Here is a 14,028-nt window from a genome sequence, read left to right as displayed (position 1 = left end):
CGCCGCGGGGGCCGCACTACCACTACTACCACGACCGTTATTGAGTACCGCCGCGCGCCTGACGATCGACTGAAATTTCCGGCCGCCCCGGACTGAAGGAGAAAAAACATGAAACGCCAACTCTTGCTTGCCGCTGCCGTGCTGGCCACGGGCGGAGTATTCGGACTGCTGTCGCCTGCGCAGGCCCACGGTTACTACGACAACCCGCCGCCCCCGCCGCGCCACGAGGCACGCCCCGCGCCACGGCCGGGGCAGGTCTGGGTGCCGGGGCACTATGACCGCGCCCATGACAAGTACGCCTGGCGCAGCGGCTACTACCAGTCCGCGCGCCCCGGTCACCACTACGTGCCGGGCCGCTGGGTGCATGGGCCGCATGGCTGGTATCAGCGTCCCGGCTACTGGGGCCGCTGACCGCGGCAACATAGAAAGTCAGCGCACGCTCCGCATGACGGCCCCACCATCGGCACGCCATGCGGCAAGCTGACCTGACGTCACGAGCAATGGCGCAAGCGGGCCGCAACCACGGGCATGGGAAGCGGCCCGCAGCCATGTATGACCATCGATGACCGCCGCGCGCAAGCGACCGGATCGGGATGACAAGCACAGGCGCAAGGCAAGGCGGATGGTGGTGGCAAACCATGCGGCCGGCGCGTTACAAGGCGTTTGTCCGTCCTGCCGATGCACGAATTGGCTCTCATTCTTTTGCACTAGTCCAAGCGGTGCCTCGCAAAACACCCACTCGTGAATATTGACTTTGGAAATACTTCCGAGCCGTTTCAATATTGCGCCACCACGCACGATTTTCGTTAATGCCACACCCCCCAAGCGGGTGAGCTTTTGATATTCAAGCAGTCATTTTCTTTCCAAATGGTTGCATGCGTGAAACAGTTTTGGAGCTCCCTGTTTCACGCGTGAAACTGCCCCGCCGCCTGATGCCGCATGGCCTTGTGCATACTTATCCCGCCAAATGCACGAGCCCGGGGGCGGATTATGCGATGAATGGTATTAGACCGGGCAATCCCCCCCGACCCGACGGCTTGCATTCGAACGGACCAGCCCATAAGATGGTTTTAAGTTCGATTTTGGAGCGAGATTTTCTTTCGGGTACGGGTACGGGTCATCCTTCCGGTCGCGCGGAGAAATCCAGACTAACAACTGGAATCGATCGACACGGGAGCATGGGTTTCCAGCTGCTTTCGCGGCATCGGCGCACCGATGCCCGCATTGCCGCCGCGCATTCCCACACGCAAAGCGTCCCGCTCTCTCACCCACCGAAACGGGGAGTCAAGAAGAATGAACGCCTTGCTGATCGAGGAGCACCCGCTGCTCCGGCTCGGGCTTTTGCAGATGCTCGAAACCATCCAGGAATTTGGACACGCGCTGGCAATTTCGTCGGCCGATATTCACCGCCTGGAGTCACCACACCGTAACGCCGAACTGCTGGTATTCGGCATGCCGGCCGACCAGGCCGCCGGCTGGGAACAACTGGAACAGGCGCGGGACCGCCTGGCTCCGCATCGCATCCTGGTATTGGCCGATACGCTGCCCCTGCATGTGCCGACCCCCGATGCCGCGCGCGGCATTTGCGGCTGCCTGCCCAAGTCCGCGTCCTTGGCCGTGATCGAGGCGGCCATTCGTCTGGCCATTTCCAGCGTGCAGGGATTGATGTTTGCCGGCGACGTCGCTGGCCTCGGCGGCGCCGCTGCCGCTGTCGTCGAGCCTGCCCCAGGACGGCGTGTCCCCAGTGGCCTGCGCCAGCGCGTTGCGTGCGGCGGTGGCCGTGCGCGATCTGACCAGCCTGCGCCCGGGCCAACCGATCGCATCGTCGTCGACCACCGCCACATCGCGGGCGCTGACCGAAGAAGAGCCGAGCTACGACGAAGCGGAAATGCTCAAGATCACGCCGCGCCAGTACGAAGTGCTGGTGTTGCTGGCGCGCGGCTATCCGATCAAGACTGTCAGCCGCATGCTCAATATCTCGGTGGCCACGGTCAAGAGCCACGCCTGCACGCTGTATCAGCGACTCAAGGTCCGCAACAAGGGCGAGGCTGTCTACGCGGCGCTGCAACGTGGCGCCACGCTGGAATGGGTCAGCGGCGACGAGCACGCCGCACGGATCCAGCCCCCACGACGCGACGATTCGCGCTTTCCCGCCGCGCCCGGCCCGTCGGTCACGCTCTGACCGATCGACGATCGGCGCAACACACCTGCGCCGTTCTGGCGGGTACATCCTCGTACCCGCCGGTTCTCCGGCATCTCTTCCCTATCGATGGTTCTGCACCGCGCGGCCGCTTGTCTCGCCGCACCGCTTTCCCCGCCCGATGCCTGCGCACCCGACGCGGCATAAACCATCCTGAACCAGCCTGAACCCGTCTGAAGCCTGAACCCGTCTGAAGACACGCGAGCGTGCCGCAACGTGATGGAGTCGTGCCGACTTCCACCGGCAGCGTACCCATTTCTGCGTCCGCACTTTGACTGACCGTGTGCATCTCTGTGGGCTAGCCAACAGTGCCGTCGAATGCGCGCCGCTACAGTCGCCTCACGGGCATGCCGCGGCCCGGCGGACACCGTTTGCGGTCATCAGCCAGGAGCACAGGAAGATATGGGAGCCAACGACCTCCAGCCTCTTGCAGGAATCGGCGAACCGGCGCTCGCGCCGGCGCAGCGCCCGAAGCGCGCCCTGATCACCGGCATCACCGGACAAGACGGCGCCTATCTGTGCGAGTTGCTGCTTGCCAAGGGCTACGAAGTGCACGGCATCAAGCGCCGCAGTTCGCAGTTCAACACCGAGCGTATCGATCATCTCTATCAGGACCCGCAGGCGCCGGATCGCCGGCTCTTCCTGCACCATGGCGACATGACCGATACGGCCAGCCTGATGCGCGTGGTCCAGCAGTCGCAGCCCGACGAGGTTTACAACCTGGCCGCGCAAAGCCACGTGCAGGTGTCGTTCGAAGAGCCCGAGTACACCGCCAACACCGATGCGCTCGGTACGCTGCGCCTGCTCGAAGCGCTGCGCATCCTCGGTCTGGAACGCACCGCGCGCTTCTACCAGGCGTCCACGTCAGAGCTGTACGGCCTGGTGCAGGAAATCCCGCAGAAGGAAACCACACCGTTCTATCCGCGCAGCCCGTATGCGGCCGCCAAGCTCTATGCGTACTGGATCACGGTGAACTATCGCGAAGCCTATGACATGTACGCTTGCAACGGCATCCTGTTCAATCACGAGAGCCCGGTGCGCGGCGAGACCTTTGTCACGCGCAAGATCACGCGGGCCATCGCGCGCATCGCGCTGGGCCTGCAGGACACGCTGTACCTGGGCAATCTTTCGGCGCTGCGCGATTGGGGCCACGCGCGCGACTACGTGCAGATGCAGTGGCTGATGCTGCAGCAGGCGCAGCCCGAGGATTTCGTGATCGCCAGCGGCCAGCAGCACAGCGTGCGCGAATTTGTCGAACTGGCCGCCCAGCATCTGGGCATCACGGTCACGTTCGAAGGCCACGGCACCGAAGAGGTTGGCGTGGTCAGTGCGATCGATGCCAACGCGCAGCAGCAGCGTCCCGCATGCCAGGTCGGCGATGTGATCGTGCGCGTCGATCCGCGCTATTTCCGGCCGACGGAAGTCGAAACGCTGCTCGGCGATGCCAGCCGCGCACGCGACAAGCTGGGCTGGTCGCCGCAAACCGGGTTCGAAGCACTGGTGCGCGAGATGATCGAATCCGACTACGCCGCCGCGCGGCGCGACGCGCTGGTGCGCCTGGCCGGTTTTCGCGCCTACGATCACCATGACTGAGTCCCGGCCCCGCATCTTCGTCGCCGGCCACCGCGGCATGGTCGGCTCCGCCATCACGCGCGCGCTGCACGCGCAAGGCCGCGCCGATATCGTGACGCGAACCCACGCCGAACTCGACCTGACCAACCAGCAGCAGGTGCAGGCGTTCTTTGCCGGCGAGCGCATCGATCAGGTGTATCTGGCCGCCGCGCGCGTGGGCGGCATCCACGCCAACGACACCTATCCCGCCGAATTCATCTACCAGAACCTGGCGATTGCCACCAACGTGATTCACGCGGCGTGGCAGCACGGCGTGCGCAAACTACTGTTTCTGGGATCGAGCTGCATCTATCCTCGTCTGGCCACGCAGCCGATCCGCGAGGACGCGCTGATGACCGGCGCGCTGGAGCCGACCAACGCGCCCTACGCGCTGGCCAAGATCGCGGGCATCCTGCTGTGCGACAGCTACAACCGGCAATTCGGCACCGACTACCGTTGCGCCATGCCGACCAATCTCTACGGGCCCGGCGACAACTATCATCCCGACAACAGCCATGTGATACCGGGCCTGTTGCGCAGGTTCCACGACGCCGCATCGCGCGGCGCATCGCATGTCGCGGTATGGGGCACCGGGCGGCCGTTGCGCGAATTCCTGCATGTCGACGATCTGGCCAACGCATGCCTGCACATGATGTCGCTGCCCGAGGCCGAGTATCGCCAGGCGGCGCGCCATGGTTTTCTGAACGTCGGCAGCGACGACGAAGTCAGCATCGCCGCGCTGGCCGCGCTGGTAGCGCAGGCCACCGGCTTCAACGGCACGATCGGCTTCGATCCGTCGCGTCCCGACGGCACGCCGCGCAAGCGCCTGGACAGTGGCGCCATCGGCGCCACCGGCTGGCACGCGCGCATTGCACTGCGCGACGGCTTGCGCGACACCTATCACCGCGCCGTGGCCGATGGCCTGCTGCGTGCGCACGATCCCCTGGTCACGACATAAGCGCCCCGTGCGCAACGCTGGCGAGCAACGATGAAGATCCTGATGGTCAGCCTCAACTACGCGCCGGAGCTGACCGGCATCGGCAAGTACACCACCGAGCAGGCCGAATGGCTGGCCGCGCGCGGCCACGCGGTGCGCGTGATCGCCGCGCCGCCGTACTATCCAGCGTGGCGCATCGGCGACGGCTATCGCGCGTGGCAATACCGGCGCGAAACCCTGCGCGGCGTCGATGTCTGGCGCGCGCCGGTCTGGATTCCCGCACGGCAGTCGGGCCTGCGTCGGCTGCTGCATCTGGCCAGCTTTGCCGTGTCGACGCTGCCGCTTCTGGCGCGCCAGTGGTTCTGGCGTCCCGACGTCGTGTTCACGGTGGAGCCGCCGCTGATGTGCGCGCCGGCCGCCACGCTGATGGGCCGGCTGGCCGGCAGCAAGACGTGGCTGCACGTGCAGGATTACGAAGTCGACGCGGCCTTCGCGCTCGGCCTGCTCAAGCGCCCATGGTTGCGGCGCGTGGCCACGCGATGCGAACGCTGGCTGCTGCAGCGCCAGGACTGCGTGTCGTCGATTTCGCACAACATGGTGGCGCTGGCCATCGCCAAAGGGGTGCCGCCCGCGCGCGCGGCGTTGCTCCCAAACTGGACCATGCTGCATCGGACCGATCCCGCAGCGGTGCGCGCCATGCGCCAAGAGCTTGGCGTGCCCGATGATGCGGTGCTGGCGCTGTACTCGGGCAACATGGGCGCCAAGCAGGGGCTGGAACACCTGTCGGCAGCGGCCGCGCGCCTGCGTGATCGCGCCGACATCCATTTCGTGTTCTGCGGCGACGGCGGCGGTCGCGCCGCGCTGCAAGCGGCCTGCGCCGGGATGGAGCGCGTGCGCTTTCTGCCGTTGCAGAGCAACGAGCGTTTTCCAGCCCTGATGGCGGCGGCCGACATCCATCTGCTGCCGCAACGTGCCGATGTCACCGATCTGGTCATGCCGTCGAAGCTGACCGGCATGCTGGCCAGCGCGCGCGCGGTGGTCGCCACCGCGGCAGCCGGATCGGCGCTGGCCGAGGCAGTCGGACGTTGCGGCCTGGTGGTGCCGCCCGGCGACGAGGACGCCTTCGCATGCGCCGTCGCCACGCTGGCGGACGCGCCCGAGCGGCGCGCCGCGCTGGGCGCAGCGGGTCTGGCCTGGGCGCGTCAGCATCTGGAGCGCGATGCCGTGCTGGCAAGATTCGAGCAGACGCTGCTGGAAATGTGCCCCGCCGCGCAACGCGCGCCCAAGCCGAAGGACGACGTTCGCGCAGTGGAGGCGCGCCGCTAGGGCGCGTCGCGAGAGATCACACGTGGCTCACGTCGTGCGCAGCTTGCGCGCCACGAAGTGGAACCAGAACACGCGGCGAAGATCGTCGCCGGCATTCAGTTCTTGCTCGCTGAGATTGCCGAAGACATGCTCGGTGTGAAGCCCGTAGTCGGCCAGCGCGCGCTTCTGCGCTTCCAGTTCCGTGTAGTAGATCACGATGCCAAAGCGGTGCGCCGCGCAGACGCGCAGGCCAAAACCATCGTACTGGCGATTGAGCCGCGAATGGCGCACGAAGTTGAACGCGCCGCTCGGCAGCCGCGCAATCACGCGCGCCGTCTTCAGGCCGAAGTCCAGCGCATTGCGCGCATCGTTGGGCCAGTTCAGCATATTGAGCAGGTTCTCGCGATAGCCCGGGCCCAGCATGTTGTGCGTGGAAAACAGCAGCAGCCCGCCCGGGCGCAGCACGCGCGTGAATTCGTGCAGGATCGCCTGGCGGCCCACCGGATCCACCGCGTCGATACCGTTCCAGCTGAACATCACGAGCGAGAAGCTCTCATCGTCAAACATCGACAGGTCGCGCGCATCGGCATGCAGCACCCTCACATCGGGATAGTTGCGCTTGCAGACGTCGACCAGTTCGGCGGTGTAGTCGACCGCCGTGTAGTTGTCGCTGAGCTGCCGCAGCAGCGGGACCGTACGTCCACCGCCCACGCCGACATCGAGCAACGCCTCGCCGCGCACCTCGTCGGCCACACTGGCAAGCGCGCCCGCTTCGCCAGGGTCTGTGAAGCCGGTCAGCGCGCCGAACAGGCGCCGCGCTCCGCCGCTTCGCCACGCCTTGCGATTGATCTGATCCTGCGCCGTGTACGTCATCATGATGAACTCCGTTGGGCATCGGAAAAACAGCGTCGCGGCCATGCTGTCTGGCTGGATCGACCGTTTGAAAAAACTACCGGTCTGCTGGGACTTGCAGATGGTAGGGAGTTTCAATCGCGTGTTTTGTGCGGCAGCGCACATAGCGCGAAACGATGGCCGGCGGCACGCGCCGGCCGGTACAAAGCCCGTAGCGCTTGAGAGCGGCTAAGCGCGCGCGTGTGCCTGAAGCACGTCCCGATAGATCTTTTCATAGGCATTCAGTGCGCTGTCGGCGGAAAAGCCGGCCGCATGCGCGATCGCCCGCTGCGCGTGGCGCGCACGTATCGATGGCGACCACGCCGCTATGTCGCCCAGCACCGGCGCATGGCGCGCGGCCCAGTTCTGACGATCGTGCTCTCCGCTTTCGGGCATGCGTTCGATCAGCGTGGCCACATCGCCGCCGATCTCGTTCATCGGCGCGCGGTCGGTGGTCAGCACCGGCGTGCCGCACGCCATCGCCTCGATGATCGGCCAGCCGAACCCTTCCTCGAGACTCGGGAACAGGAACACCGCCGCCAGCGCGTAGGCGGCGTGCACCGCTTCGGTAGGCAAGCCGACCAGCCAGCGCACCTCGCCGCCCGCCTGCGCCGCTTGCGCGGCCAGTTGCTGCATGGCCGGCTCCGGCTGCACCGGCCCGAGCATCCACAGCACACGCGGCTGCGCGGTGATGCGGCAGTACGCCAGATAGAGCGCCAGCACGCCAAGGCGGTTCTTGTACCACTGGTTGCCGCCGATATGCAGCAGCATGCCCGGCGCGAGGGGTTCGGAGACATACCTGCGCAGCGTCGCCAGCGCCTGCTGCGCGGCCATCGGGGCGAACGGATAGTTCAGACCGTTGTAGACCACATCGCAGCGCGGCGGCGGGCCCGGATGAAAGCGCGCAAGATCGCGCGCGGTCGCTTGCGACACGGCGATGAACGCATTGCCGCGCCCAAAGCCGCGCCGGATCAGCGACTGATACAGGCGGCCGGTCCACTTGAGTCGACGGCTCGGGAAATCGCCGGCCAGTTCGCGCTGCGGATTGAAATCGTGACTATGGATGACATGCGGCCAGCGCCACAGGAACGACATCCACATGCCCAGCGCGTGATCGCCCAGCACCACCAGCGGCGGCCCCTGCATATGGCGCAGCCGCATCGTCGCGGACAGCGGGAACAGCACGAACTGATCGATATAGCCAAGCCACTTGCGCGAGCGCGGGCCGATGCCCAGGCGTCGCACCAACCCTTCGGGCCGCCACAGCTCCACATCGTGCCCGCGCGCGCGCATGCCGTCGGCCACCATCGTGACAAAGCCGTTCATGCTGGGACTGCCAAAATAGGCCGGATGGCCGAACACCACGATCTTCACGGTCTTGCTCTCCGTCGACGGCCGACGCCGCGGCCAAACCTTGCCGCCATGGATGGCCGAATTGCAGCGCCGATGGCCGCGCCAATTGTCACGCCGCGTGCCACGCCGTACGTCACGGATCATGCGCGGCACACCGTCGCGCGACTGTTCGGCACCCAACGCTGGCGGCCGCTGGCGCGCAAAGTGTGCTAGCCCACATCCGCATGCGGTGATCCCCGGTAGGCTGCGTTTCATCCGCCTTCAGGAGGCCGTCATGTCCACCATCACGTTGCAGAGCATCGCCGCACCGCGGCCGCTGCGCTTCCAGCGCTGGCGGACCGTGCTGCTGCTTGGCTGGATCGCGGTGGTGGGGGTGCAGGCGCTGATCTGGCTGAATGCCGCCAACGTGGCCGCCGCGCTGATGGCCATCGCCGGCGGCAGCCTTGCCGTGCATCTGATGGCACGGCCCGCGCGCTTGCGCGCCTATCCGATTTCGTCGTCGATGCTGCTTGGCTACGCCACGTCGTACTTCCTGTTGCCGCCCGTGGCAACGCTGATGGAATGGAAGCCGCTGACCTATAACCTGCTGCATCCGGTACTGGACTTCGCCCATGCGCTGATCTGCATGCTGGCGCTGCTGGGCGCGCACAAGCTGTACCGCAAGAGCAGCGCCGCCATGCAGGCGCGGCTGGTGATCGTCAATCACGTGTACCGTCCGCTTGGCTTCTTTCGCTCGCCGGGCAACGTGCAGTTGATCATGATGGGCAGCATGGGCCTGGGCGCGATGGTGTACCAGGTGTTCGTGGTTGGCGCGATCACCGAAGGCAGCGGCGGCGCACTGAACCGGCTGATGCAGGCGATGTATCCGCTGGCGTACCTGCCGTTCTGCATGATCGTGCGCCCGCTGATCGGTGTGCATACCTACATGCCGCTGTCCGCGCGCTGGAAGTTCATCCTGACCATGTACACGGTGGTGCTTGCCGTGGTGTCGATCGGCAGCAACAGCCGCGCGCTGGTGTTGATCGGCACGATTTCGGTATGCCTGATCATGGCTTATGGCTTTATCACCCGCACGCTGCCGATGCGATTGTTCCGGCCGCGTCGGCTGGTGCTGATCGGGCTGGCGCTGGCGCTGCTGCAGGGGCCGGTCTCGGATCTGGCCACCAGCATGGTAATCGCCCGCGCGCAGCGCAATGACGTACCGGCCAGCCAGTTGATCAGCGCCACCATCGAGACCATGCAGGACCAGAACGCGATCCGCGAGCGCCGTCTGGCCGACGTCAACGACGATCACGCCACATGGGACGAGCGCTATCTCGATAACGTTTTCCTCGCGCGCCTTGCCAACTGGAAATTTGCCGACGCTACGCTCGACCTGGCCTTGCGGCAAGACGCCTCGGCGCGTGCCGAACTGCGCAGCCTCGAATGGCAGCGCGTGCTGAGCGCGATTCCCGCACCGCTGCTGGAAACGCTGGGCTTGGCGGTGGACAAGAACATGGTCACCACGTCGTCGATGGGCGACCTGATGCTGTTCACCGTGACGGGCGACACCGATGCGCTGGGCGGCTTCCGCACCGGATCGATCTTCGGCAGCGGCTACTCGTTGTTCGACTGGCTCTACCCCGGCGTGCTGGCGATGCTGGCGATCGTCACCTTTGCCCTGGCCGATGCGCAGACCACGCGCCACACGCTGCCGTCGCGCCATGGCGGCGCGACGCAGTGGCTGCCGGTGTTCAGTCCGCTGGCGGTCACACGCTATTTCACCTGGGTGTTCTACCTGACCAGCGCCGCCACCGGCGTGGAATCGCTGTCGGGCCTGACGCAATTCATTGTGCGTGGATGGATCGAGGGGGCGTTTGTGTACGCCATTGTCTATTGGGTCTCGCGCGCGATGCTGCGCGCAATCGGCAAGGGAGCTGCTTGAACCATGGCCAGAATCCTGTATCTCGGCTGGACGCTGCAAGGGGGCACCGCACTGTGCCGCGCGCAGGCGCTGCGCCGTCTTGGACACACGGTCACCATCGCGGACCCCGTTCTGGCGGTGGATCGGCAACTGAGCAACCGCTGGCTTGGTGCTGCGCATTTCCGCACCGGCTACCGCGCCCTGCAGTGGACCATGCACGACTGGGTGGCGCGCATTTGCGCGTCGCTGGGCGACCCGCCCGACATCGTGTGGGTCGATAGCGGCGAACTGCTGGGCATCGACTGCATCCGCCTGCTCAAGAGCACCGGCGCATCGACGGTGCTCTACAACCACGACGATCCCACCGGCCCGCGCGACGGCCAGCGCTTTGCCTCGCTGCGCAACGCGATTTCCGCCTATGACGTTTGCGTGGTGGTGCGCGACGAGAATATCGACGAATTCCGCGCGCTGGGCGCCTCGCAAATCCTGCGCGTGGACCGCAGCTACGACGAGGTCATGCACGCGCCGTTTGCCGATCCTGCCGACATTGCGCCGGAATTCCGCTCCGAAGTGGCCTTCATCGGCACCTGGATGCGCAACGAGCAACGCGACCGCTTTATCGTCGACCTGATCAACCGCGGCATTCCGGTATCGGTGTGGGGCGCGCGCTGGGGACTGTCGCCGTTCTGGCCCATGCTGCGGCCATACTATCGCGGCGGCAATTTGAGCGGACGCGAATACGTGGCGGCGATCCAGGGCAGCAAGATCTGCATCGGCCTGTTGTCGTCGGGCAATCGCGACCTGCACACCACGCGCACCATGGAGATTCCCTACGCCGGCGGCCTGCTCTGCGCGCAACGCACGCATGAACACATGGCGATGTTCGAGGACGGCCGCGAGGCGGTGTTCTGGGGTAACGTCGACGAATGCGCGCACTGGTGCCGCACGTTGCTGGCCGACGGCGCCCAGCGCGAGTCGATCCGCCTGGCCGGTATGCGGCGCGTGCGCGCCAACGGCGTCGGCAACGAAACCATCTGCGCGCAGGTGCTGGAAACCGCGCTGCAACTGCGCGGCCCGGGACTATCGGCGCCCCGCCCTGTCGTCGCCGCAACACCGCCATCGCTTCTGGCAGATGTGGTGACCGAATCCTGAAGCAGCTTGCGGCCCGGCACGGCCGTGCCGGAAGCTGCCTTGCACCAGCGGCGGCGCGGCTTATCCCGAATCGCCCCGGCCGACTGCGCGCGGGGCGAACCTTCCTCTGCTTATCCCACCGCCACCGGCGCGTTCACGATATCGAGCAATTGATCGGCGAAGCGACTGCTCTGAAAGCGCGATTCAAAGCAGTCCAGTGCGCGCTGGCGCATGCGGCTGCGTTCGGCGGGCGTCGTGGCGATCCACTGGCGCAGCACGCGCTCGGTGTCCGCGGCGGTGTCGTCGCAGATCATCCCCGCGCCGTCGGCTTCGATTTCGCGCCAGATATTGACCTTGTTCGAAATCAGCACCGGCACGCCACAGCCGAGCGATTCAGCCACGGCAACCCCGAAGTTTTCCTGATGCGAGGGCAGGCAGAAGGCTTCGGCCGTTTCGAACGCACCCCATTTCAGATCGCCCTGCAGCATGCCGGTCCAAGTGATCCGATCGGCGACGCCGGCGCGATGCGCAATGGCCTCCAACTGGTGCCGCATCGGCATGTCGCAGGGACCGGCCATGATCAGGTGCAGCGAGCGATCCGTGGCCGCCACGCTGGCGAATGCTTGCACCAGCAGATCGCAGCCCTTCTTTTCGTGGATCCGGCCGAGGAACAGCAGGTTGCGGCGCCCCGCTGTCTCCGGAAATGCGTGCGTGAAAGCCGCGCGCATCGCAAAGCGGTCCGCCGGTGGCGGCGACGTGCCAAACGTCGTGACCTGTTCGCGGCACTGGTACAGGCCGAACGACTCGCGCGCGCGCAGGCGTTCTTCCTCGGCGGTGAACAGGACCGCGCGTGCATCGCGCAATACCCAGTAGTCGCCAACCGCCCAGTAGAGCGATTTCTTCAGGTGTTTGAGCGGGTAGCGGTGCTTGAACCACGGATCGAGCATGCCATGTGTGAACACGAAATATGGAATGCGCCGGCGCCGCAATGCCAGCCAGGTGGCCAGGCTGTGGAACTGCCAGATGCCATGCACGATGATCACTTCGTACTCTTGCGCGTGATCGCTGAGCCAGTGCAGCAGGCGCATGTTGAAACCGTAGCGCAGCCGCGCGGGCCCCAGCGCAATGACATCGAGCCCGCTGTTTGTCACGTAAGGCGCATCGGGCGCATCGCTGCAGCAGATCTGCGCCTGCACGCCGCGCTGTGACAAATAGACGCCCAACTGCCGCAGACCTTCGATCGGGCCGCCACCCACGGGATCGATCGAATTGATGACATGTAAAAGCCGCATGAAAAGGAACCTCCGCGCACGCCGGTTGATGATGGCAGGCTAGCCCGCTGGTCCCGCGAAATCCGTACGCTGCGCCACAAACCACGCTGGCAAGACATCGCCATCGATAGCAGCGTGCATCGCGCACATGCGCTCTGCGCCAATGTGGTGAAGCGTACCGAAGACACGTTGCGGCACTTCTACTCTCGCTACATCGGTAGGCACCGCCGCGCTTTGCTTGACGCGTGCCTTTCGCATCAGCGTAGGGAGAAATGCGATGTCATCAGGTCGTTTCGCCATCCTCGTCGACGGGCAACGTCGATCCACCCTGGTTTCACTGTGCGCCGCACTGCTGCTGTCGGCGTGCGCCGCCGCGCCGGGCATGCGTATTTCCGACGCCGCCATGCAGGCGTCGGGCGGCGATACCGAAAAACCACCGGAAATACTGCCGATCACGCTGAAGCTCAACGAGGAATTGCGCAAGAACGCCAAACCTACCAATGTCGGCGTCGAACAATTGTTTGGAACGCCGCAGCCGTACCGCGTCGGCCCCGGCGACATCATCTCGGTGGTGGTGTGGGATCACCCCGAGCTGGTGTTTCCGACGCAGACCTACAGCGTGGCCACCGCGATGGAAATCCCCGTCACCAGCGGCGGATCGAACATGCCCGGCTACGTGGTGAGCCCCAGCGGCGATATTCAGTTTCCATATGCGGGCGTGATGCATGTCGCCGGCAAGACCACCAATGAACTGCGCACGGAGATGTCGCGCGTGATCTCGCGCGTGGTGCGCGATCCGCAGATGACCGTGCGCGTGCTGGGCTTCCGCAGCCAGCGCGTGTATGTGGATGGCGAAGTGAAGACGCCAGGCGCGCTGCCGATCGACGATGCGGCGATGACGCTGGTGGAAGCGTTGAACCGCGCGGGCGGCGTGCTGAACCTGACCGGCGATAACAGCCGCATCCGCGTGACACGCGGCGAACAGACCTGGTACGTCGATATGCCGGCGCTGCTGCGCAAGGGCATCGATCCATCGCGCATCCTGCTGCGCAATGGCGACATCGTGCGCGTGGAGCAGCGCGAAGGCAGCAAGGTCTTCGTCACCGGCGAAGTGGTCAAGCCGGTGTCGCTGATCATGCGCGATGGCCGTATGTCGCTGAACGAAGCGCTCGGCGATGCCGGCGGCGTGAATCCCGGCACCGCCAATGCCGGGCAGATCTACGTGATCCGCAAGCGCGAGGACGGCTCGCCGCTGGTGTATCACCTCGACGGCACATCGCCGGTGGCGCTGGCCGTGGCCGAAGGGTTCGAGATGCAGCCCAAGGACGTGGTCTATGTCGACGCCAACGGTGTGGTGCGCTGGAGCCGCGTGATGAGCATGCTGATCCAGCCGATCACCGGCACCGCCGGCTTCATGCGCTATTGA

At 65.6% G+C, this 14,028-nt stretch carries 10 protein-coding genes and 1 pseudogene; 8 read left to right on the top strand and 3 right to left on the bottom strand.

Annotated elements, in window-relative coordinates; all coding sequences use genetic code 11:
• The first annotated feature begins 108 nt into the window (after window positions 1-108).
• The 5 genes and pseudogenes from AC1RKI_RS24195 (at window position 109) to AC1RKI_RS24175 (ending at window position 6,074) form a co-directional block, all read left to right on the top strand.
• Complete coding sequence (locus tag AC1RKI_RS24195; RefSeq protein WP_061955575.1) at window positions 109-411, top strand: YXWGXW repeat-containing protein; 303 nt, start codon at window positions 109-111, stop codon at window positions 409-411.
• Window positions 412-1,293: 882 nt separating this feature from the next.
• Window positions 1,294-2,182 (top strand): annotated as a pseudogene (locus tag AC1RKI_RS24190) (helix-turn-helix transcriptional regulator).
• 420 nt (window positions 2,183-2,602) lie between these two features.
• Complete coding sequence (gene gmd, locus AC1RKI_RS24185) at window positions 2,603-3,793, top strand: GDP-mannose 4,6-dehydratase (RefSeq protein ID WP_061955579.1); 1,191 nt, start codon at window positions 2,603-2,605, stop codon at window positions 3,791-3,793.
• Complete coding sequence (locus tag AC1RKI_RS24180) at window positions 3,786-4,769, top strand: GDP-L-fucose synthase family protein (RefSeq protein ID WP_061955581.1); 984 nt, start codon at window positions 3,786-3,788, stop codon at window positions 4,767-4,769. Before gmd ends, AC1RKI_RS24180 begins: the two co-directional genes overlap by 8 nt.
• 30 nt (window positions 4,770-4,799) lie before the next feature.
• Complete coding sequence (locus AC1RKI_RS24175) at window positions 4,800-6,074, top strand: glycosyltransferase WbuB (RefSeq protein WP_492797736.1); 1,275 nt, start codon at window positions 4,800-4,802, stop codon at window positions 6,072-6,074.
• Between the two features lie 27 nt (window positions 6,075-6,101).
• Here AC1RKI_RS24175 and AC1RKI_RS24170 read toward each other — a convergent pair whose 3' ends face one another.
• Both AC1RKI_RS24170 and AC1RKI_RS24165 read right to left on the bottom strand, forming a co-directional pair.
• Entirely contained in the window at window positions 6,102-6,929 is an 828-nt protein-coding gene (locus AC1RKI_RS24170) for a class I SAM-dependent methyltransferase (RefSeq protein ID WP_492797738.1), read from the bottom strand.
• 204 nt (window positions 6,930-7,133) lie between these two features.
• Window positions 7,134-8,318 carry a glycosyltransferase gene (locus AC1RKI_RS24165; protein WP_061955730.1) on the bottom strand — a complete coding sequence of 395 codons (1,185 nt, stop codon included), beginning with the start codon at window positions 8,316-8,318 and terminating at the stop codon, window positions 7,134-7,136.
• A 253-nt stretch (window positions 8,319-8,571) separates the two neighbouring features.
• On the opposite strand from AC1RKI_RS24165, the gene AC1RKI_RS24160 reads away from it, so the two are divergent.
• Both AC1RKI_RS24160 and AC1RKI_RS24155 read left to right on the top strand, forming a co-directional pair.
• The gene (locus AC1RKI_RS24160) at window positions 8,572-10,221 is read left to right on the top strand and encodes a hypothetical protein (protein ID WP_492797740.1); all 1,650 of its coding nucleotides are present in this window, start codon (window positions 8,572-8,574) and stop codon (window positions 10,219-10,221) included.
• A gap of 3 nt (window positions 10,222-10,224) precedes the next feature.
• Window positions 10,225-11,352, top strand: a complete 1,128-nt coding sequence (locus AC1RKI_RS24155; protein ID WP_492797742.1) for a CgeB family protein — start codon at window positions 10,225-10,227, stop codon at window positions 11,350-11,352.
• 110 nt (window positions 11,353-11,462) lie between these two features.
• Here AC1RKI_RS24155 and AC1RKI_RS24150 read toward each other — a convergent pair whose 3' ends face one another.
• Entirely contained in the window at window positions 11,463-12,623 is a 1,161-nt protein-coding gene (locus AC1RKI_RS24150; protein WP_227460543.1) for a glycosyltransferase, read from the bottom strand.
• 256 nt (window positions 12,624-12,879) lie between these two features.
• Here AC1RKI_RS24150 and AC1RKI_RS24145 point away from each other — a divergent pair, with 256 nt between their 5' ends.
• Window positions 12,880-14,028, top strand: a complete 1,149-nt coding sequence (locus AC1RKI_RS24145) for a polysaccharide biosynthesis/export family protein (protein WP_084003921.1) — start codon at window positions 12,880-12,882, stop codon at window positions 14,026-14,028.

The sequence above is a fragment of the Cupriavidus sp. GW822-FHT06G04 genome (assembly GCF_058799075.1).
The sequence above is the reverse complement of the archived record's forward strand: the minus strand, read 5'-3'. Positions and strand labels throughout refer to the sequence as shown.